The sequence below is a fragment of the Pseudomonas brenneri genome (assembly GCF_007858285.1).
Lineage (GTDB): Bacteria > Pseudomonadota > Gammaproteobacteria > Pseudomonadales > Pseudomonadaceae > Aquipseudomonas > Aquipseudomonas brenneri.
In genome coordinates, this window is sequence record NZ_VFIL01000012.1 from 111,182 (window position 1) to 130,831 (window position 19,650).

General features: G+C 59.2%; 17 protein-coding genes, 1 tRNA gene and 4 pseudogenes. 14 read left to right on the forward strand and 8 right to left on the reverse strand.

Annotated features, from left to right (window positions below):
- The first annotated feature begins 77 nt into the window (after positions 1–77).
- A tRNA-Met gene (locus FJD34_RS23505) sits at positions 78–154 on the forward strand.
- Between the two features lie 202 nt (positions 155–356).
- Here FJD34_RS23505 and FJD34_RS23510 read toward each other — a convergent pair.
- Both FJD34_RS23510 and argC read right to left on the reverse strand, forming a co-directional pair.
- A complete protein-coding gene (locus FJD34_RS23510) occupies positions 357–1,397 on the reverse strand; it encodes a DMT family transporter (protein ID WP_090292990.1) in 1,041 nt (346 codons plus the stop codon).
- A gap of 177 nt (positions 1,398–1,574) precedes the next feature.
- Positions 1,575–2,504 (reverse strand): N-acetyl-gamma-glutamyl-phosphate reductase, encoded by a 930-nt coding sequence (gene argC, locus FJD34_RS23515; RefSeq protein ID WP_065944322.1) that lies wholly within the window; start codon positions 2,502–2,504, stop codon positions 1,575–1,577.
- 113 nt (positions 2,505–2,617) lie between these two features.
- Here argC and FJD34_RS23520 point away from each other — a divergent pair, with 113 nt between their 5' ends.
- Together FJD34_RS23520 and FJD34_RS23525 are read left to right on the forward strand one after the other, a co-directional pair.
- Positions 2,618–3,502 carry a LysR family transcriptional regulator gene (locus tag FJD34_RS23520; RefSeq protein WP_065944323.1) on the forward strand — a complete coding sequence of 295 codons (885 nt, stop codon included), beginning with the start codon at positions 2,618–2,620 and terminating at the stop codon, positions 3,500–3,502.
- Positions 3,503–3,622: 120 nt separating this feature from the next.
- Complete coding sequence (locus FJD34_RS23525; protein ID WP_082445565.1) at positions 3,623–4,024, forward strand: GFA family protein; 402 nt, start codon at positions 3,623–3,625, stop codon at positions 4,022–4,024.
- Between the two features lie 13 nt (positions 4,025–4,037).
- Here the strand turns inward: FJD34_RS23525 and FJD34_RS23530 are convergent, their stop codons facing one another.
- Entirely contained in the window at positions 4,038–4,646 is a 609-nt protein-coding gene (locus tag FJD34_RS23530; RefSeq protein ID WP_032859899.1) for a nucleotidyltransferase domain-containing protein, read from the reverse strand.
- Between the two features lie 179 nt (positions 4,647–4,825).
- Between FJD34_RS23530 and FJD34_RS23535 the strand changes: the two genes are divergently transcribed.
- On the forward strand, positions 4,826–5,602 hold the full coding sequence (locus FJD34_RS23535) for an APH(3') family aminoglycoside O-phosphotransferase (protein ID WP_090292985.1): 777 nt from the start codon (positions 4,826–4,828) through the stop codon (positions 5,600–5,602).
- 42 nt (positions 5,603–5,644) lie between these two features.
- Here the strand turns inward: FJD34_RS23535 and FJD34_RS23540 are convergent, their stop codons facing one another.
- Positions 5,645–7,699, reverse strand: a complete 2,055-nt coding sequence (locus FJD34_RS23540) for a TonB-dependent receptor domain-containing protein (RefSeq protein ID WP_032859897.1) — start codon at positions 7,697–7,699, stop codon at positions 5,645–5,647.
- 407 nt (positions 7,700–8,106) lie between these two features.
- On the opposite strand from FJD34_RS23540, the gene ggt reads away from it, so the two are divergent.
- Positions 8,107–9,951 carry a gamma-glutamyltransferase gene (gene ggt, locus FJD34_RS23545; protein ID WP_090292984.1) on the forward strand — a complete coding sequence of 615 codons (1,845 nt, stop codon included), beginning with the start codon at positions 8,107–8,109 and terminating at the stop codon, positions 9,949–9,951.
- A gap of 47 nt (positions 9,952–9,998) precedes the next feature.
- Here the strand turns inward: ggt and ddlA are convergent, their stop codons facing one another.
- Positions 9,999–11,093, reverse strand: coding sequence for a D-alanine--D-alanine ligase (gene ddlA, locus FJD34_RS23550; protein WP_032859895.1), 1,095 nt, complete (start codon positions 11,091–11,093; stop codon positions 9,999–10,001).
- Between the two features lie 153 nt (positions 11,094–11,246).
- On the opposite strand from ddlA, the gene FJD34_RS23555 reads away from it, so the two are divergent.
- From FJD34_RS23555 to FJD34_RS23575, 5 genes and pseudogenes are all read left to right on the forward strand, one after another.
- A complete protein-coding gene (locus FJD34_RS23555) occupies positions 11,247–12,056 on the forward strand; it encodes an AraC family transcriptional regulator (protein ID WP_090292983.1) in 810 nt (269 codons plus the stop codon).
- Positions 12,057–12,182: 126 nt separating this feature from the next.
- Positions 12,183–12,299 (forward strand): annotated as a pseudogene (locus tag FJD34_RS23560) (helix-turn-helix domain-containing protein); the annotation flags it as partial.
- A 126-nt stretch (positions 12,300–12,425) separates the two neighbouring features.
- Positions 12,426–12,542, forward strand: a pseudogene (locus tag FJD34_RS23565) (helix-turn-helix domain-containing protein); the annotation flags it as partial.
- A 126-nt stretch (positions 12,543–12,668) separates the two neighbouring features.
- Positions 12,669–12,785 (forward strand): annotated as a pseudogene (locus FJD34_RS23570) (helix-turn-helix domain-containing protein); the annotation flags it as partial.
- Between the two features lie 221 nt (positions 12,786–13,006).
- Positions 13,007–13,522, forward strand: a complete 516-nt coding sequence (locus tag FJD34_RS23575; RefSeq protein ID WP_090292981.1) for a GNAT family N-acetyltransferase — start codon at positions 13,007–13,009, stop codon at positions 13,520–13,522.
- 39 nt (positions 13,523–13,561) lie between these two features.
- On the opposite strand, the gene FJD34_RS28920 is transcribed toward FJD34_RS23575, so the two are convergent.
- The 3 genes and pseudogenes from FJD34_RS28920 to FJD34_RS23585 all read right to left on the reverse strand — a co-directional run bounded on the left by FJD34_RS28920 (position 13,562) and on the right by FJD34_RS23585 (position 15,316).
- Complete coding sequence (locus tag FJD34_RS28920; RefSeq protein WP_373347773.1) at positions 13,562–13,993, reverse strand: methyl-accepting chemotaxis protein; 432 nt, start codon at positions 13,991–13,993, stop codon at positions 13,562–13,564.
- 108 nt (positions 13,994–14,101) lie between these two features.
- Positions 14,102–14,878, reverse strand: a pseudogene (locus tag FJD34_RS28925) (PAS domain-containing protein); the annotation flags it as partial.
- A gap of 105 nt (positions 14,879–14,983) precedes the next feature.
- Complete coding sequence (locus FJD34_RS23585) at positions 14,984–15,316, reverse strand: DUF2790 domain-containing protein (RefSeq protein WP_032859890.1); 333 nt, start codon at positions 15,314–15,316, stop codon at positions 14,984–14,986.
- 257 nt (positions 15,317–15,573) lie between these two features.
- On the opposite strand from FJD34_RS23585, the gene FJD34_RS23590 reads away from it, so the two are divergent.
- The 4 genes from FJD34_RS23590 (at position 15,574) to FJD34_RS23605 (ending at position 19,642) form a co-directional block, all read left to right on the forward strand.
- A complete protein-coding gene (locus FJD34_RS23590) occupies positions 15,574–16,902 on the forward strand; it encodes an OprD family porin (protein ID WP_065944327.1) in 1,329 nt (442 codons plus the stop codon).
- A gap of 186 nt (positions 16,903–17,088) precedes the next feature.
- The gene (locus FJD34_RS23595) at positions 17,089–17,283 is read left to right on the forward strand and encodes a hypothetical protein (protein WP_032859886.1); all 195 of its coding nucleotides are present in this window, start codon (positions 17,089–17,091) and stop codon (positions 17,281–17,283) included.
- 290 nt (positions 17,284–17,573) lie between these two features.
- Entirely contained in the window at positions 17,574–18,248 is a 675-nt protein-coding gene (locus FJD34_RS23600) for a heavy metal response regulator transcription factor (protein WP_032859884.1), read from the forward strand.
- Positions 18,245–19,642: a heavy metal sensor histidine kinase gene (locus tag FJD34_RS23605; RefSeq protein ID WP_032859882.1), complete on the forward strand. Its 1,398-nt coding sequence runs from the start codon at positions 18,245–18,247 to the stop codon at positions 19,640–19,642. Before FJD34_RS23600 ends, FJD34_RS23605 begins: the two co-directional genes overlap by 4 nt.
- The last annotated feature ends 8 nt before the right edge of the window (positions 19,643–19,650 follow it).

Genomic DNA, 19,650 nt, shown 5'->3' on the forward strand with positions numbered 1-19,650 from the left:
ACAGTTGATAGCGTAGATAAATTTTCAAAAAAAGCGCTTGACGCTTCTTCGTTCTGAGCGAATAATGCGCGCCACTTGGCTACATAGCTCAGTTGGTTAGAGCATAGCATTCATAATGCTGGGGTCCGGGGTTCAAGTCCCTGTGTAGCCACCAAGTACCGATCCATAGATGTCTACAGCAGTCTATGAATCACCTCAAGAAGCCCGCCTCGTGCGGGCTTTCTTGTTTCTGGCTATCTCTCCTTGCATCCCCCTAAGCCCAAATGAAGCGATCCGAGATAAAACGCCGCCCCCTTTCCGATACTGAACTGACCGTCGCCTGCAGTCTGCGGGATCAGTGACCCACTAAAGCCAGATCAGTGTTTGTGCCGGTGATGTATATCGGGGAAATGAGCATGGCTATGCTGGATCGGTGCGTGCTCATGCGGATGACTATGCGGTTCAGTACCGTCCCACTCAAAGCTGTGCTCATGTTGGTGGTGCTCGTCGTGTGTATGGCGATGGCCGTGTTTGAGGGGATCATGCTGATGCTCGTGAGCATGATTTTCCATCAAGTGAATCCAGACACCGATGGCCATCAATGCAGCAGCAAGCAAGAACATCAGCGATACCGACTCGCCCAAGATTAGGATCGAGATGACCGCGCCGAGGAAGGGAGCAGTGGAAAAATATGCGCCGGTGCGCGCGCTTCCAAGCCCCCGGAGGGCAAGAACGAACAACACCAAACTCACGCCATATCCAAGAAACCCAAGCATCATGATTGGCCCTAACGTCGCCAAGGCTGGCAGTTGTGACCCAATGGCAAACGCCAAACAGCAATTGGCCACGCCCGCGACCAAGCCTTTGCTCCCCGCTATAAAAAGCGCATCGGAGGCAGAGACCTTGCGGGTCAGGTTATTGTCGATGGCCCAACAGAGGCAGGCGAAAGCCACGGCCAGCGGCCCAGTCCAATCGTGAGTCGTCACCCGCCCTTGCGGCCACGACAGAACAATCCCACCCAAAACAATAGCGATCATGCCGATAACGATACGGCGATCTGCGTTCTCTTTGAACACGACCCACGCCAGCACTGCTGTGAGGACCGACTCAAGATTGAGCATCAGCGACGCCGTGGCTCCCGCCGTCCGAGTGAGACCGTACATGAGAGCCACGGGAGCAAGTACACCCCCAAAGACAATGGCGCCAATCAACCAGGGCCACTCTCCAGCAGGAATCCCGGGCCGTTGCCAGCGTTGATCGCGAGCAAAACGAACAATGGCCAGGCCGAGTCCGCTACCCAGGTAGAGCAGTCCTGCCAACAGAATGGGCGGAGTATCCACACCCAATAGCTTGGCGAGCGGAGTACTGGCGCCAAACAACGCCGCAGCAGCTAATGCATAGAGGACACTCACATTCATAATCGATCGTCCTATCAGGCTCACTGCATACGGGAGAGCATCATAGCGTTGCTCTAGTAAGAAATATGTGAGCGCCAGCCCCTTAACTGTCTGGGTTCTGGACGGGCTCTGTAGCTAGCGGGCGAGAAATATTCAGCAACGGATCATCCCGCACCTGAGAGCCAATGTTAGTCGACGTCATACTCCTGCAATCATCAAGTCCAGGTTCTGCACCGCCGCTCCAGCTGCGCCCTTCCCAAGATTGTCAAACACGGCAGCCAACAGAACCTGCCCCGCCTCATCATTTTCACACACCACCAAACGCAAACTGTCCGTCCCGTTAAGCGCCTGGGGATCAAGGTAGGTCAACGCTCTGGCCTCCTGCATCGACATCACCTGCACATGCTCGGTATCGCGGTAGTGCTGCATAAGGCATGCATGCAACTGCACCGCGTTCACGCCCGGCGCCAACAGCCGAAGCTGTAACGGTATGGTAAGTACGATCCCCTGCCGAAAAGCCCCATAGGCCGGCACAAACATCGGCCGCTGCGTCAAACCGCTTTGCTGCTGAATCTCAGGAACATGTTTGTGCGCCAGCCCCAGACCATAAACCTGATATGCGAGCGCTTGTGATGCGTACTCGCCCTCATGCTCTTGCACTCCGACGCGCCCTTTTCCGGAATATCCCGATACCGCATGAATGTTTACGGGGTAATCCCTGGGCAGCAACCCGGCCTCTAGCAATGGCCGCAGCAGCCCTATCGCTCCCGTGGGATAGCAACCTGGATTACTGACCCGCCGCGCCGTGGCGATTTGTTTGGCCTGCTGCGGGCTCATCTGCGCAAAACCATAAGTCCAGTCTGGATCAGTGCGGTGTGCCGAACTCGCATCGATCACCCGAACGGCGGGGTTTTCGATGCTCATTACAGCGTCGCGCGCGGCTTGATCAGGCAAACAAAGAATCGCGATATCGCAGGCGTTGATCATTTCGGCGCGATGTTGCGGATCCTTGCGGTGTTCGGGGCTGAGTGTCATCAGGCGCAGATCACTCCGGTTGGATAGGCGTTGCTGAATTTGCAAACCGGTGGTGCCTTGGTCGCCATCAATAAATATAAGAGGACTTGCCATGGAATGCGCTCGGTATAGGAAATCAGGAGCTCCAATCTTCAGTGACGAGCTAAGATAGGAAAAGTTGAATTTCCAAACGATGAAGTTAAGTTTTTCTGAACAAGGAATGACGTATGCGCGAAATCAGCCTGGACCGACTGCGCACGCTGGTTGCCATTGCCGATCTGGGCTCGTTTGCCGAAGCGGCTCGGGCACTGCACCTCGCGCCACCTACGGTCAGTTTGCATATTGCCGACTTGGAGTCGCGGGTTGGCGGCAAGCTGTTATCGCGCACGCGTGGGCGTGTACAGCCCTCGGCGATTGGAGAAACATTGGTGGCCCGTGCGCGGCGCCTGTTGGCGGATGCGGAGCAGGCCCTTGAGGACGTGGAGCGTCAGGTACTAGGCTTGGCCGGGCGTGTGCGGCTGGGCGCTTCCACAGGGGCTATCGCACAGTTACTGCCACAAGCCCTAGAAACATTAGGCCAAAGACACCCCGCCATCGATGTGCAAGTTGCGGTGCTCACGTCGCAGGAAACACTGGGGAGACTTGTCGAGGGCTCATTGGATATCGGTCTGGTCGCACTGCCACAGACACCAGTGAAGCAATTGCGGATCGAGCCATGGCGGCGGGACCCGGTCATGGCTTTCCTGCCGGCTCGCTGGGAGTGCCCGGATATTGTGACCCCTGGCTGGCTGGCCGCTCAGCGATTAATTCTGAATGACAACACCACTCGACTCTCGCGCCTGACCTCAGACTGGTTCGCCAGCGAAGGACTGCTGCCCGTGCCACGCATTCAACTGAACTACAACGACGCGATCAAAAGCCTAGTGGCGGCCGGTTATGGTGCTACGTTGTTGCCGCATGAAGCCTCCACGCCATTGCCTGATACCCGGATCGTCATGCGACCATTACAGCCCTTACTATGGCGCCAACTGGGCATTGCTCACCGTGGCGGGGACGTCGAACGGCCTACACAACATGTGCTGGATGTGTTGTGGGGGTTGAGCGTGGACTAGGGGGATGTCGAAGTTCGACGCCTAGCCCCACCTGTATGGCTGAAAACTCTCGTATCTGTGACTGGGATTAGACCGGCCCTGACGGTTAAGCTGATATTTTTCGCATGCACGGAAGAGCGTATGGCTGCGATGTACCAAGGAAGCTGCTTATGCGCAGCCGTCAGTTACGAGCTATCTGCCACACCAAAAGCAGTGAGTCATTGTCATTGCAGCCAGTGTCGTAAAGCTCACGGGGCAGCATTCGCTTCGTACGGCAGCGTTCCCCGCAACGCGCTACGAATACTTGGCGGCGCCACTAGCATCAAAACCTATGCATCCTCAGAGACGGTGTTACGCGAATTCTGCGCGCACTGTGGTTCGACGTTGTTCTGGTCACGGTCTCAAGGCGAATTTGCCGACTGGGTTTCGATAGCACTGGGCACGCTTGACACGCCCTTCATGCCTGAAAAGCAAAAACACGTTCACATCGACTCTACAGCCCACTGGTACACGCCAGCCAAATTATGCCCCCAGGTCGGCTGAATACTTGTAGCGGTCATGAAGGGGTTATCCAGTGATGCCCCGGATGAAGCTTCAGCAAATGCTGCCTCAGCCACGCCACCTCCTCATCGGGCAGCGTAGGCAAGGTCTTGTGAAAATCCTCTTCATCCTTGGGCCGCACATGCTGGGCTTTGAACAAGAGGATCGCTGCGGGCCTTAAATATGGGATGCCTTCACGACTCAAATACAACATTTCTGCACGGGGAAACCGGATAGCCCCATCACGCTTGTAAACCCATACTTCAGGGCTTCCTGATTCAATCATCATGTCCACCCGCCAGGCTTGAGCAACGGGGTCGAAACACCACACCTGATGAATGTCTAGTCCCGGGATATGGCCCAAGGGGAGAAAAGTGAGCACTCCGCTCTTCGCGGTGTACATATCAAGATCGCCAAGCGCGTGCCGGAATGCCGGGAAATCGTCTCGCAACATGGTGAACTCTATATCGTCATGCTCCCGCGTCTTTTCGCCGCGCCATAGATCAAGCGCCCACCCACCGACAACGCACCATGGAAGCGAGACAGCCTTCAGGCGAACAGCCAACTCGGCAGGCGTCCATGCACTCCATAGCTCTTGATCCGGCACCAAAGCCCTGTTCGCCATAATCTGATCTCCGATCGTTCCGAGTATTACGCGACCTGATACAACGCATACTCGCCCTTTAGCAAACTGGGTGAGAAGTGGCAAAAGGGTGTCTACGACACCCGAGTCGATTCATACTCGTCACTCCACCCCCTCAGAAAAGGTGATGCGTGCCCTCCCAGTCTTCCAGGCCAAGGCCTGTGCCTTTCGAACTCCCCAGGACCATCACGCGATTTATCGGTGATGCCCCGTTGATTGCCGATGACGTCGGCGAGTCGCCCTGCGATGTCTTCAGTTTTACCCGGGGCAATGATCGTTTCTTTCTTAAAACCTGCGCAGCCATCTACGCGCCCACGACCTACAGCGTCTTGCGCGAAGCCCGTGTACTGCAATGGGTAGATGGCCATCTGAGTGTGCCCGAGGTGGCGGTCATCGCGCAAAGCGCCGACGGCGAATTCATGATCACCCGTTGTGTACCGGGGGCACCGATCCAGGTGCGTATCGACGAGCCAGGCACCCTGTCGGCGCTGTTTCACGAGGCGCTGCGCCAGCTACAGAGTGTCCCCATCGCCGGCTGCCCCTTCGACTCAAGCGTGTCACAGCGCCTGAACGAGTTGGAATACCTGCTTGCGCATGACCTGTGCGCGCAAGAGCCCGAGCCGCACCCGTGGCCAGACCTGAACAGCCCCGAACAACTGCTGGCCCATCTGCACGCCGCGCGGCCGAAGGAAGACCCCGTGTTCAGCCATGGCGACCTGTGTGACACCAATGTGTTCGTCGACACTCAAGACCGCCTGCACTTCATCGACCTGGGCCGCGGAGGGATCGCCGATCGTTGGCTGGACATCGCGTTTGCACAACGCAACCTCCGCGAAGATATTTCGGAGCAGTCGGCACAGGATTTTCTCGACCGACTGGGCGAACCTGATAAGCCGGCAAAGCGAGAGTTTTTCGAACAACTGGACGAGTTGTTCTAGCAACGCCCGCGAGCCCTGAGGCTCGCGTGGCATGGCGACACCTCAAAAGTAAGTGGTAGCCCCGGCAAAAAACGCACGGCCCGGCACATAGAACGTCGTCGAACCATCACGTGCATCTTCATCCAGCAAGTTCTGCACACCGCCATTCAAGGTCAACCACTTGGTCACGGCCAGGTTCGCCGTCAGGTCGTAGGTGGTGTACGACTTGACGAAGTCATTACCTGCCCCACGCTGTTTGCCGACATGCTGCGCCGACAGTTCGGTGTTGAGTGAGTCGGTGACTTGCCAGTTGAGCGCACTGAAGGCTGACAGCTTGGGCGCGCTGATCAGGTCTTCGCCGGTGGACAGGTTTTTGCTCTCCAGCATGTAGGTGGCGTTGGTGCGCCAGTCCAGGGAGTCGCTCAGCGGGACGCGAACCGAACCTTCCCAGCCACGGGTCCGCGCTTCTTCGACGTTTTCCAGCATGGTCCACCAGCGGCCCTGGAACTGGCCCAGTGGCGCGTATTCGATCTTGTCTTCGAAGTCGGTGTGGAAGTAGGTCAGGCTGGCCTCCCAGCCGTCACGGTCAAAGGACACGCCAATTTCCTTGTTGACGCTGGTTTCTGGCGACAAGTTCGGGTTACCGGCCATCCAGCAACTGCCGCTCACATAACCCAAAGGTTTCAACGAGCCACAACCGCGACCGCCGGATTCGGTGGCGGCACCGGCGCTGCCCTCTTTCAGGCTGGGCGCACGAAAGCCCTTGGACACACCGCCGCGTACGGTCCAGTCCGGATGCGGATGGTAGACCAGGTACGCCCGCGGGCTGTTGTGGTTGCCGTAGTCTTCACTGTGGTCAAAACGGTTGCCCAGGGTCAGGGCCAGGTTATCGAGCAAGTACAACTCATCTTCGATAAACGCCGCCGAGTAGTCACCCTTGAGTGACGAACCGGAGACCGCAACACCTTGATAGTCCACCGGCACCGTGCCCAGGGTGTCGCTGTTGGTCAGTTCTTCACGCTTCCACTGCCCGCCCACGGTCAGGCGCTGGTCAAGCAGGAGTTTGAACGGAATGTTCAGGCTGCCCTCGGCGATTTTCTCTTCGGCGCTGGATTTGCCCCAGTCGATGTCGTTCTTGAACTTGTTCAGGTACAGGTCCACTTTCGAGGTACCGAAACTCCAGTCCCCAGTGTGGGACACGGAATAGCTGTCGCGAATCAAACGGCCGGGGCCGAAGCCGGCACCCATGGTTTCGCCCCAGTCACCAAAGGTCTTTTTGCTCGACCAGGACCGCTCGACACCATGCACAGCCTCGAACGACAGGCTTTGCTCATCATTGATTTTCCAGTCGAGCAAGGCGTTGACGCTGTGGTCCTTGGCGCCGCCAGCGCCGTCGCCGTACATGAACTCGCCATCCTTATCCAGGCGCGCCGTGACTTCATCGGCGGCGCGGCGGGTCAGGTTGGCGCCCAGGCGCAGGCCGACGGACTCGGTCAATGGCCCGGACAGGTTGAGGCTGGTCTGGGTGGTCTGGCCACGGTCGGAGTCTTCGGGAATCGTGGTGTTGACGTTGGCAGAACCGCTCCAGGTCCGCGAGACCTTGCGCGTGATGATGTTGATCACACCGCCCATGGCATCCGAGCCGTACAACGAAGACATGGGGCCGCGCACGATCTCGATGCGCTCAATCATGTTCGGGGTGATCCAGTTCAGGTCCTGGCGTGCCAGGTCACGGCGATAGCTCAAGTCCCCCGAACCGCCCAGACGCTTGCCGTCCACCAGGACCAAGGTGTACTTGTCGTCCAGGCCACGCAGTTTGATTTTCGACTGTTCCCCCACCGGACCGAAGCCCCCCGTGACACCCGGCACACGCCGCAGCAGGGTATTGAGGTCGTACACCGGTTGGCGCTCGATTTCTTCACGGGTGATGACACTGACGCTGGCCGGCGCATCCCGCAGGTCCGTGGCCCCGCCGGTGGCGGTGACAAACGAGGTATCGAGTTCGGTGACGGCCTGTTTATCGACCTCGCCAATCTCTTGCGCTTGCAACGCCGGGGCGGCGTTCAGCACACCGAAGGCCATGAAAAGAGAACTGAACAGGTAGGGGGGATTCTTCATTGCAAACAGTCCTTGTTAAGCCAATATGCACCAAGACGGAGCACTAAAGGCTGCGGAGTGTAATGCAAATCCTTATCATTTAGAAAAGCATTTGTTACAATTCAGAAACAAATCCATACATTTAAAGCAGAATTATTTTCTTCTATTTGCCTTGAAATACTTAGAAAATCTACAATTTAACGCTATTTGTCGACATCTAAATATTCACAAAAAAGCCAATCATTCACTTGATAATGAATAGCGTGACCTTCCTCGCACGGGATTTGTGCAAAATTGATTCTGTTACCCATCAACTTTTGACGCTCCTGTCTCCCCGCTGTTAGTGTCCGCCCTCCTTCCCCGCAGATATCTGCCAGGTGCGATTTACCCGCAAAACCTCACCCCAGGGACAACAGATCATTCTCAAAATGAACGGAGTTCAGCGCGTGCTTTTCACCCTACGCTTGCAGCGTCTTACCAGCCTCTCGGTGATCGTCGCCGCCCTCAGCCTCAGTGCCTGCCACAGCGCCAGCACCCCAGGCTTGCCTCCTGCGCCGGAGCTGGGGTCGGGTTATCGCACCGACATGACCGTACGCCATGCCGAGCGCCATATGGCCGCTGCGGCCAACCCGCTGGCGGCCGAGGCCGGGCGGACCATCCTGCGCCAGGGTGGCTCGGCGATTGATGCGGCCATCGCCATGCAAGCGGTGCTGACGCTGGTGGAGCCGCAGTCTTCGGGGATCGGCGGTGGCGCCTTTATCATGCTGTGGGATGGCAAGCAGGTACGGGCCTATGACGGCCGTGAAACCGCACCGGCCGGTGCGACGGCCGACCTGCTGCTCAATGCCGACGGCACGCCGATGGCGTTTGCCCAGGCGCAGATTGGTGGTCGCTCGGTCGCCACGCCCGGTGTATTGCGCGCACTGAAAATGGCCCACGAACAGAGCGGTCGCCTGCCCTGGGCCCAGTTGTTCGAGCCGGCGATCCAGTTGTCCGAGCAAGGCTTTGCGATTTCCCCGCGCCTGCACAGCCTGCTCGCCGCCGACCGCTATATCAGCCAGTCGCCGGACATGGCGGCGTACTTTCTCAACGCCGACGGCAGCCCGAAAGCCACCGGCACCGTACTGAAAAATCCGGCGCTGGCCAATGTACTCAAGCGTATTGCCAAAGAGGGCCCCGACGCGCTTTACCAAGGCCCGATCGCCGAGGAAATTGCACGCAAAGTCCAGGGCCACCGCAACGCTGGCAGCCTTGCACTGAGCGACCTCAAAGGCTACCGCGCCAAGGAGCGCGCACCGCTGTGTACCGACTACAAGCGTTGGCAGGTATGCGGCATGCCGCCGCCGTCGTCGGGCGGGGTTGCCATTGCGCAGATCCTCGGCACCTTGCAGGCCCTGGAAGCCCGTGACCCGCGCTGGGCCCTGGCACCGCTCAAACCCGTGAAGACCGCGACAGCTGCCGGCCTGGAACCTGCTCCCGAAGCGGTGCATCTGATTGCCGAGGCCGATCGCCTGGCCTACGCCGACCGTGCGCAATATGTCGCTGATGCAGACTTTGTCCCGGTACCGCTCGCAGGCCTCGTCGCCCCCGGTTACCTGGCCAGCCGCGCGGCATTGATCGGTGAGCGCAGCATGGGCGTGGCCAAGCCTGGCCAGCCGAGCGGGGTTGAGGTGGCCTACGCACCGGATCGCTCGCCGCTGCGCATCTCTACCTCGCAAGTGGTGGCCGTGGATGACCAGGGCGGCGCGGTATCAATGACCACCACCATCGAGGCGGCATTCGGTTCCCATGTCATGGTCCAGGGTTTCCTGCTGAATAATCAGATGACGGACTTTTCCTTTATCCCCGAGGAAAACGGCCAGCCAGTGGCCAACCGTATCGAGCCGGGCAAACGCCCACGCTCATCCATGGCGCCGACCCTGGTCTTCGACCGCCAAAGTGGCGAGCTGCTGGCCACAGTCGGCTCACCCGGTGGCTCGCAGATCATCGAGTACGTGAGCAAGTCCCTGGTGGGCATGCTCGACTGGAACCTCGACCCGCAAGCCGCCATCAGCCTGCCCAACTTCGGCAGCCGCAACGGCGCGACCGAATTGGAGCGAGGGCTGTTCAGCGCACAGTTGAAAGCGGCACTCAAGGATCGGGGGCACGCCTTGAGCGAGATCGACATGACCAGCGGCACCCAGGCCATCGTGCGGGTGCGGGATGCCCAGGGCAAGGCAACGTGGAGTGGTGGCGCGGATCCACGGCGTGAGGGTGAGGCGCTGGGGGACTGACTCAGGATTACCACCATCGCCGGCAAGCCGGCGATGGTGATTGAGGCTTAGCGGCTGATCTTCAAGCCCTTGCGCAACCCATGCCGCTCCAGCGCCAGTTCGATCAGGCGGCTGACCAGTTCGCTGTAGCTCATCCCCGCCGCCTGCCACAACTTGGGGTACATGCTGATGCGGGTAAAACCGGGCAATGAGTTGACCTCATTGATCAAGACTTCACCGTCCTCGCAAAGAAACACATCGACCCGTGCCAGGCCCGCGCAGCCCAGCACTTCAAAGGCCTCAACGGCCAGGGCGCGAATGCGCTCGCTGTCTTCGACACGGATATCGGCAGGCACCAGCACTTGCGCAGCCTGGTCGTCGATGTATTTGCTGTCGTAGGAATAGAAGCCGTCACGCACCACGATCTCGCCACAGCCGCTGGCGATGGGACGCTCGTTGCCCAGCACTGCGCATTCGATTTCCCGGCCTTTGACGGCAGACTCCACCAACACTTTTTCATCGAAGCCCAGGGCCAGTTCAATGGCGGCCAGATACTCGGTTTCGTCAGCCACCTTGCTCACGCCCACTGAGGAGCCTTGGTTGGCCGGTTTGACAAACAGTGGCAAACCCAGCTTTTGCCGCGCCTGGTCGAAGGTGGTGCGTGCCGCATTGCCACGGTTGAGGGTGATAAAGGGCGCCACGGCAATACCGGCGTCGCGCAGCAGGCGTTTGCTGATGTCCTTGTCCATGCACACCGCCGAACCCAGCACGTCGGAACCCACGAACGGCAAGTCCGCCATGCGCAGCAAACCTTGCAGGCAACCGTCTTCGCCGAGGGTGCCGTGGACGATGGGGAAGATCACATCGACGTGCTCCAGCAGACTCTGGCCCGAGGTTTCCACCAGTTGCTGGCTGGCCTTGCCCGGCACCACCGCCAATTCGCGGTTGGACTGGTTGAGAGCGATCAGCGCCGGGTTTTCCTGGTTGAGCAGGAAGTTAGAGGTGTCGTTCAGGTGCCAATGGCCGGCCTTGTCGATACCGATCAACACCGGCTCAAAACGCGTGCGGTCAAGGGCGTCGACGATGTTACGTGCCGACTGCAACGACACCTCATGCTCGGCCGAACGCCCACCAAAAATAATACCTACCCGCAACTGACTCATGACCCGGCCTCACTGTAAAAGTAAGGTTTATTACCATGAGCCGTCAGCCATTAGCCACCTTTGCAACCACGCACAATCGTACAAGACCCCGGCAGACAGCCGCCCCAGACTCAGTTAACGTAACTCCATCCGACATCTTTCGAAAAACATCCCATGGGCAAACTCACCGCGAACATCGACTGGCTGCACCGGGCGCCCCATGCCAGCGGCCTGGAGCGGATCGAGGCGTATTTTTCCGGGTTTGGCTTCGACCCTCATCGCCACGACACCTACGCCATTGGCCATACCCTGTTCGGCGTGCAGAGCTTTCATTATCGCGGCAGCCAGACCCACAGCCTGCCGGGCACGACCATGGTGATCCATCCGGACGAAGTCCACGACGGCTGGGCCGGCAGTGAGGAAGGCTTCAAGTACCGGATGATTTATGTGGAGCCGGCGCTGATCCAGCAGATTCTCGGCGGCAAGCCGTTGCCGTTTATCCACAATGGGCTGTCCAACGACCCATGGCTGCACCGGGCCTGCCAGGCCTTTGTGCAGCAACTCGACTGCCCGCTGGACCCGATGCAGGAGCAGGACGCGCTGTTCGACCTGGCCCATGCGCTGAACAATGCCTCGGGCATCAGCGTCTGTCGCAAGACCTTTGATTACCAGGCCGCCGAACGCGCCCGTGAGTTTATCCACAGCGCCTTGGGGCGCAGCATCACCCTGGATGAAATGGCCGCGCATTGCGGGCGGGATCGCTGGGCCCTGTCGCGGGATTTCCGCCTGCTGTTCGGCACCAGTCCCTATCGCTACCTGACCATGCGCCGCCTGGATCTTGTGCGCAATTTACTGGGTCAGGGCCAGTCATTGGTGGATGCCGCGCTGATCGCCGGCTTCACCGACCAGAGCCACATGACCCGGCAGTTTCGCAGCACCTACGGCATCCCGCCGTCGCGCTGGGTGAAGATGCTCGGCCGTTAAACGGTAGGAGCGAGCTTGCTCGCGAAGAACCTGAGAACGCCGTGTTTATCCAGGATAAACGCGGTGCATTTGAGTTCTTCGCGAGCAAGCTCGCTCCTACAGAAATGCTGAGCCGCCTCCAGAGCCTCATTGGTGGATGCCGCGCTGATCGCCGGCTTCACCGACCAGAGCCACATGACCCGGCAGTTTCGCAGCACCTTCGGCATCCCGCCGTCGCGCTGGGTGAAGATGCTCGGCCGCTAAACGGTAGGAGCGAGCTTGCTCGCGAAGAACCTGAGAACGCCGTGTTTATCCAGGATAAACGCGGTGCATTTGAGTTTTTCGCGAGCAAGCTCGCTCCTACAGAAATGCTGAGCCGCCTCCAGAGCCTCATTGGTGGATGCCGCGCTGATCGCCGGCTTCACCGACCAGAGTCACATGACCCGACAGTTTCGCAGCACCTTCGGCATCCCGCCGTCGCGCTGGGTGAAGATGCTCGGCCGTTAAACGGTAGGAGCGAGCTTGCTCGCGAAGAACCTGAGAACGCCGTGTTTATCCAGGATAAACGCGGTGCATTTGAGTTTTTCGCGAGCAAGCTCGCTCCTACAGAAATGCTGAGCCGCCTCCAGAGCCTCATTGGTGGATGCCGCGCTGATCGCCGGCTTCACCGACCAGAGCCACATGACCCGGCAGTTTCGAAGCACCTTCGGCATCCCGCCGTCGCGCTGGGTGAAGATGCTCGGCCGTTAAACGGTAGGAGCGAGCTTGCTCGCGAAGAACCTGAGAACGCCGTGTTTATCCAGGATAAACGCGGTGCATTTGAGTTCTTCGCGAGCAAGCTCGCTCCTACAGAAATGCTGAGCCTCGCCCCTGGCATTGGCGCAGGCGCAATGGTAGCCGGCGCTTGAATCCTGCCGCCCGAATGTGAGAAGAAGAACCCCTGCGCTACTGCCATCGCGAGGTTTCCAGGGATGAACCTGACATTAACGCCCCCACAGTGGGATGACGTGAACGAGCTGCTGGCGTTCGAGCTGGCCAATCGGACGTTTTTCGAAAGCTGGATCAATGCCCGGCCAGAGGCGTATTACACCGTCGAAGGGGTCCAACGTGCCATCGAGAGCGCACTGCTGGAGGCCAGTGAAGACCGCGCCTACCAGTACCTGATCCGAGAAAACGGCATGCTGGTCGGGCGGATCAACTTTACCCAGGTGCGGCGCCGCTACTATCACTCGGCCTCCCTGGGTTATCGCATGGGCGCCGAGTTCACCGGGCGCGGCCTGGCCCGGCAAGCCGTGGCGCTGGGCCTGGAGAAAGCCTTTGGCGAGCACGCCCTCAAGCGCATCGAGGCCACCGTGCGCCCAGAGAACCCCGGCTCGCTGCGGGTGTTGCAGCGCAGCGGCTTTACCCAGTATGGCCATTCACGCAAGGCGTTCCTGCTCGACGGGCAGTGGTTCGATCTGTTGCTCTTTGAGATCCACGCCCCCTGACGCTCTTACCTTTGACCTTGCCGGCCTTGAGTCAGGTGTCTAGGTGGACAACTGATTGGCAAACTGACCAACCGCACTCACCACTTTCTGCGCGCCGTCCTGAATCTCGACAATCACCGTGCCCGCTTCTGCCGCCAGGGACAGGCCCTGCTCGGCCTGCAGCCGGCCATCGGTCATCAGCGCCACGGCATCGCGGGCCATGTCCTGGTTCTGGCGCACGACGCCAACAATTTCCTCAGTGGCTTTGCTGGTCCGCGACGCCAACTGGCGTACTTCATCGGCCACCACGGCAAACCCCCGCCCCTGTTCGCCGGCACGGGCCGCTTCAATGGCTGCGTTCAGCGCCAGCAGGTTGGTCTGCTCGGCAATCCCGCTGATGGTCTTGACGATACTGCCAATCACCTGGGACTGCGCATTGAGTGCCTCGATGCCCTCGCCGGCCTGCTCCATGTGCTTGGCCAGGTCGCGCATCACTTCCACCGCCTGGGTGACCACAGCGGTACCGCGCTGGGCGCTGCTGTCGGTGTGCAATGAGGTGCTGTAGGCAATGTTGGCGGCCTCGGCCACCGCACGTTCCTGATTGACCTGATCGGTGATCACCGTGGCGAACTTGACCACTTTGTACAGCCGCTCGTTGGCATCCAACACCGGGTTATAAGACGCCTCCAGCCAGACCTCGCGGCCATGGGCGTCGATGCGCTTGAAGCGCCCGGCGACAAATTCCCCACTGTTCAAACGCTTCCAGAACGCCTGGTACTCAGCACTGTTGTAATCCTGCGGCTCACAGAACATGCGGTGATGTTTACCCTGGATCTGCGCCAGGTTGTAACCCATGCCTTGCAGGAAACGGTCGTTGGCGGCAAGCACATTGCCATTGAGGTCGAACTCGATCACGGCGGTGGAACGCACCAATGCGGCGATCAGGTTTTCGTGCTCGCGGGAGGCTTCGATGGTGCGGGTCAAGTCGCTGGAGTACACCGAGAAACGCTTGATGCGTCCATCCGCGCCACGCACCGGCTGCACGATGGAACGCAACCACGCCTCCTTGCCGTTGCCACGCAGCAAGCGCACGGTGCCGGCAAAGTGCTCGCCACGACTCAGGGCGTTGTTGAAACGTTGCTGGAACTCATCGCGCCTCACATGCTCCGGTACAAACTGATGAATAGCGTGCCCCAGCAAGTCGCCGGACCGGTAGACCATTTCGTCGAGGAAGTTCTGGTTGACCGCCTCGATACGGCCCTCGGGGTCTAGGCTCAAAGCCAGCATCTCGCTCTCCAGGCTTTCCTTGACCTGCTGCAGGCTGGACAGTTCTTCGCGAAGAGCCGACAGCTCCTGCTTCAAGCGGGTATTGAACATGGGCGGCACCGGAGAGCTGATAGTTAGTGGATTGTCTAACCATCGGCGCTGCTGGCGTTTTCTGAAGAGTACTTGAGCCCCAGGCTCAACTATTTTTTCAGCCCCTCAACTGCCGTTGTTACGGCACAAGCCCATGACCTGATACTCAAGGGTCTTGATAGTGCCGCTGGAGTCTTCATAGGTCATGCGCGAAGGCACGACCTTACAGGCACGAATCGGCGGCGTGACGCTGACCACCTTGGCGATATCCAGCTTCATGCCATATTCGTAAGCCAGCACCTGGGGCGCCGGCTTGCCCTGCGCGGTTGCGTACCGGCTCATGGCTTGCTGGTTCTGCTGCATCAATTGAGCAATCTCGCGATCGCCGCCGACTTCAGCCATTGCCCCCATGGAAAGCGAAAAAACCATCACGCCCAAAGCCAAGGTTAAACGTTTCATAAGAGTGCCTCTCGTCTGATTTCATCGTTGAAAGTTCAGAGCCGAGAGTAACTAACGCACCCTGTCAGAAGGGTCACGAGCAGATTACGTATCCGTCAGATTCTATATAACTGGCAAAATTGTAATGTGTGTGACACCTCTGCGTTATCTCGCGTTTGCAACTATAAGCCGGGCCTCCTGGGTTTCGGGCGCCCATCCAATAAGAACGCCCCAGGCGACTAAAAAAGCTAATAGCTGCCAACACCGAGGAGCGATACATGCGCACTAAGCACACACTTTCTCTTTCCATCATCGCCGCACTGGCTGGCGCTACGCCGCTGGCGAGCATGGCGGTGGAAGACAAGCCCGAAGGGTTTATCGAGGGCAGTACGTTGAACGTGCTGGCCCGCAATTTTTACTTCAACCGTGATGACCGCAAGGGCCAGTCCAGCCCGACCGGCAACGGCTACTCGGAAGCCTGGGCCCAGGGCCTGATCGGCAAATTCGAGTCCGGCTTCACCCAGGGCACCGTGGGGTTTGGCCTGGATGCCTTTGCCATGTACGGCCTCAAGCTCGATTCCGGCACGGGGCGCAGCGGCGGCAAGGGCTCCTTCGGCATGTTGCCGGTAGACAGCGACAACCGCCCCGAAGACGACTACAGCAAACTCGGCGGCGCGGTGAAAATGCGCCTGTTCGATACCGTGGTCAGGGTCGGTGATGTGTTCCCGAAAACCCCGGTGGTGCACTACGGTGACTCACGCCTGCTGCCGGAAAGCTTTCGCGGTGTCACCGTGGAAAATACCAGCCTAGAGGGCTTGAGCCTGCAAGGCGGACGCTTGCATGCCATGAGCCAGCCCACCAACAGCAGCATGCGTGACGGCTTCGCGACGTTTTATGCCGGCAATGTGAATTCGCCGTGGGTCGGTTACTTCGGGGGCGACTATCAACTGAACCCAAACGTGAGCCTCAGCCTTTACAGCAGCCGCTTGAAGGACGCCTGGGATCAGTACTATTTCGGTACGGCGGCCAATTATCCACTGACAGAAGAGGTGTCGGTGTTTGGCGGCTTCAATTACTACAACGCCCAGGATGAAGGCAAAAAACTGCTGGGCGAACTCAACAACAATATCTGGAGTGCCAAGCTTGGGGTGAAGGTCGGCGCGCACCAACTGGCCCTGTCGCACCAGCGCAACAACGGCAACAATGACTTCGATTACCTGCGTCAGTCGGACTCGATTTTCCTCGACAACTCGATCCAGTACAGCGACTTCAACTCGCCCAAGGAGCGCTCCTGGGCCCTGCGTTATGACCTGGACATGCAGACCCTGGGCATCCCGGGCCTGTCGTTCATGACCCGTTATGGCAAGGGCACGGGCGCCGACTACAGCAACGCCAACTCGGTGTATATGCGCCGCGACGCCTTGGGTGACCCGCTCACCGACCAACGCCGCTGGGAGCGCGATATCGAGGCCAAGTACGTGTTCCAGGGCGGTACGTTGAAAGATCTGTCCGTACGCATTCGCCAGGCGACGGTGCGCTCAAGTGCCTTTGAGTCGGACCTGGAAGAATTCCGGCTGATCATGGAATATCCGCTGGCCATCCTCTGATCACACTCAACGGCAAGTGCTTACATTCACTTGCCGTTGACTAGCACTTCTTCACAATTTGCAGCCTGTCAGAACTGTAATATGCGCCTCACGTTCTCGTTAAGTTGAACTTTATATACTGCCTGCATCGACCGGCCGAGGCGATTTCCTGCAACTAACGGCAAAGGTCCTTTGCGGAGAAAGTTTATGAAGCCACTGCATATTTTATTCACCGTTTTACTCAGCACAGCCTCCACCGCGGCACTGGCCGACGACGGCAGTGATCGTTCACGCCAGTTCCTGGCCGAGTTTCGCCAGCAACAGCAACAGATCCATGGCAGCGAAGCCGTGGCCGAGCAAACGCCAGCGCCCTCGGATACACCGGCCCCAGAGGCCATCTGAGCGGCGCACACCGAGCACATTCATCTCTTGAAGCTTTTTTTGTGGAGCTCCTTTGGAAGGAGATGAATTTTTAGCGCCCTTACGGGCGCTTTTTTTTGCCCGCTCGATGCAATCACCTCCCGCCCCTGGCGACTAATTGTCGCACTGGCGCCCAAACAGCGCGATTGCTCGGGATGCGCCTTGACCCTGAAGTAGCTTCAAGGCTCAGAATTTTCCTACATCCAGGACTACAGCCCTTCTCCCGCGTAGCTCCATTCTCCTATTCGCTTATCAGTAAGAGGTCAATCTGTATGCGTATCCTTGTGGTTGAGGACGAGCCAAAAACTGCCGACTACTTGCATCAAGGCTTGAGTGAAAGCGGCTATGTCGTCGATCGTGCCGCCAGCGGCGTCGACGGTCTGCACCTGGCCGGGCAGCACCATTACGAATTGGTGATCCTTGATGTCAACCTGCCTGGCAAGGACGGCTGGCAAGTGCTGGAGCAACTGCGCCGCGACACCACCTTGCGCGTCATGATGCTCACCGCCCGCGGCCGCCTGGCCGACAAGATCAAGGGCCTGGACATGGGCGCCGATGATTACCTGGTCAAACCCTTCGAGTTTCCCGAGTTGCTGGCCCGGGTGCGCACGTTGCTGCGGCGCAGTGAACCCATCGCGTTACCGGAAGTTTTCCGCGTCTCGGACCTGGAGCTGGACCCGCGTCGCCACCGTGCGTACCGGGGCACGCGACGCATTGACCTGACCACCAAGGAGTTCGCGCTGTTGCAGGTTTTGATGCGCCAGAGCGGTGAAGTGCTGACCCGCACGCAGATTATCTCGCTGGTCTGGGACATGAACTTCGACTGCGACACCAATGTGGTGGAGGTGTCGATCAGCCGGCTGCGGGCCAAGGTCGATGACCAGAGCGAGGTCAAATTGATCCACACCATTCGTGGCGTGGGTTACGTACTGGAAGAACGCCCATGAGAACCGGCAGCTTATCCATGCGCCTGGGGCTCACCGTCAGCCTGATGGGCGCAGGCCTGGTGGTGCTGCTGGCGACCCTGGCGTACCTGGCCCTCACCCATGAGCTGGAAAACCTCGCGCGCAAGGGCCTGGAAAGCAAGATGGAACAGATCCAACACAGCCTGCTCCAGGACCTCAACCCCCGAGACATCAGTGCTCGCCCCCATTCTTTGCTGGACCTGGTGATGGGCCACGACAATTTCTACCTGAGTATCATCGGCCCCGCGCCCGCCGACACCGTGCTGCTGAGTGTTGGTGCAAAGCCTCAGGAACCGTTGTTGCTCAACTTTGCAGCGCGCGAACAGTTGAGTTTTCTCAATTGGATCGATGGGCACGGCAATCAGATCCTCAGCGCGTCGAGCCGGATGCGCTTGAGCAGCGGGGATAATGTGCGGGTGCTGCTGTCCCTGAACCGCTCCGACGATCAAGCGTTACTCAGTGCCTACCTGCGCTCCACGGTGATCGCACTGCCGCTGCTGTTGATTCTGATCGGCATGGGCGCCTGGTGGCTGGTGCAGCGCGGGCTGGCACCGTTGCAGCAATTCAGCCGCGTCGCCGGCAAAGTCACGACCCAGGACCTGACCCATCGCCTGACCGTCGAGAACCTGCCCAGGGAGCTCAGTGAACTGGCCCAGGGCATCAACTTCATGCTCGATCGCCTGGATGCCGGTGTGCAGCAGTTGTCGCAATTCTCCGACGACCTGGCCCATGAACTGCGTGCGCCCCTGACCAACCTGATGGGCAAGGCCCAGGTCACACTGTCCCGTGCCCGGGCGCCTGAGGACTACAAGTCGGCGCTGGAATCGAGCACCGAAGAGCTGGACCGCCTGGCGCGGATCGTCGCCGACATGCTGTTTCTCGCCCAGGTCAGCCATCCGGCGGCGCGGGCTTCGTTTGAAGCCGTGAGCCTGGCCGATGAAGCCCACCGCGTCATGGAACTGTTTGCCCTGAGTGCCGAAGACAAACAGTTGACCTTGAGCCTGTCCGGCGATGCCTGTGTCCAGGGTGACCGGCTGATGATCCAACGGGCTATTTCCAACCTGCTGTCCAACGCCATTCGCCACAGCCCGGACGGTTCGTGCATTTCGCTGCTGATCGAACCTCACGCCAAGGGGGCCTCGCTGTCGGTGAGCAACCCTGGCGTGGGGATTGAGGCGCAACACCTGCCCCACCTGTTCGAACGTTTCTACCGTGCCGACAACAGCCGCGCCCGCACCGAAGGTGGCACCGGGTTGGGACTGGCAATCGTGCGTTCGATCATGACCTTGCACCAGGGGCAGGCTGATGTCAGTAGCGTGCCAGACGGCATTACCTTGTTCAGGTTGATATTTCCCCACGGGCTTGCCCGCGAATAACGTTGCAG

Excerpts from the sequence above, each read along its gene's own strand:
- FJD34_RS23510 (WP_090292990.1), bottom strand. The coding sequence starts at position 1,397 with ATGAATGTGAGTGTCCTCTATGCATTAGCTGCTGCGGCGTTGTTTGGC.
- argC (WP_065944322.1), bottom strand. The coding sequence starts at position 2,504 with ATGGCAAGTCCTCTTATATTTATTGATGGCGACCAAGGCACCACCGGT.
- FJD34_RS23520 (WP_065944323.1), top strand. The coding sequence starts at position 2,618 with ATGCGCGAAATCAGCCTGGACCGACTGCGCACGCTGGTTGCCATTGCC.
- FJD34_RS23525 (WP_082445565.1), top strand. The coding sequence starts at position 3,623 with ATGGCTGCGATGTACCAAGGAAGCTGCTTATGCGCAGCCGTCAGTTAC.
- FJD34_RS23530 (WP_032859899.1), bottom strand. The coding sequence starts at position 4,646 with ATGGCGAACAGGGCTTTGGTGCCGGATCAAGAGCTATGGAGTGCATGG.
- FJD34_RS23540 (WP_032859897.1), bottom strand. The coding sequence starts at position 7,699 with ATGAAGAATCCCCCCTACCTGTTCAGTTCTCTTTTCATGGCCTTCGGT.
- ggt (WP_090292984.1), top strand. The coding sequence starts at position 8,107 with ATGAACGGAGTTCAGCGCGTGCTTTTCACCCTACGCTTGCAGCGTCTT.
- ddlA (WP_032859895.1), bottom strand. The coding sequence starts at position 11,093 with ATGAGTCAGTTGCGGGTAGGTATTATTTTTGGTGGGCGTTCGGCCGAG.
- FJD34_RS23555 (WP_090292983.1), top strand. The coding sequence starts at position 11,247 with ATGGGCAAACTCACCGCGAACATCGACTGGCTGCACCGGGCGCCCCAT.
- FJD34_RS23575 (WP_090292981.1), top strand. The coding sequence starts at position 13,007 with ATGAACCTGACATTAACGCCCCCACAGTGGGATGACGTGAACGAGCTG.
- FJD34_RS28920 (WP_373347773.1), bottom strand. The coding sequence starts at position 13,993 with ATGCGCGACCTGGCCAAGCACATGGAGCAGGCCGGCGAGGGCATCGAG.
- FJD34_RS23585 (WP_032859890.1), bottom strand. The coding sequence starts at position 15,316 with ATGAAACGTTTAACCTTGGCTTTGGGCGTGATGGTTTTTTCGCTTTCC.
- FJD34_RS23590 (WP_065944327.1), top strand. The coding sequence starts at position 15,574 with ATGCGCACTAAGCACACACTTTCTCTTTCCATCATCGCCGCACTGGCT.
- FJD34_RS23595 (WP_032859886.1), top strand. The coding sequence starts at position 17,089 with ATGAAGCCACTGCATATTTTATTCACCGTTTTACTCAGCACAGCCTCC.
- FJD34_RS23600 (WP_032859884.1), top strand. The coding sequence starts at position 17,574 with ATGCGTATCCTTGTGGTTGAGGACGAGCCAAAAACTGCCGACTACTTG.
- FJD34_RS23605 (WP_032859882.1), top strand. The coding sequence starts at position 18,245 with ATGAGAACCGGCAGCTTATCCATGCGCCTGGGGCTCACCGTCAGCCTG.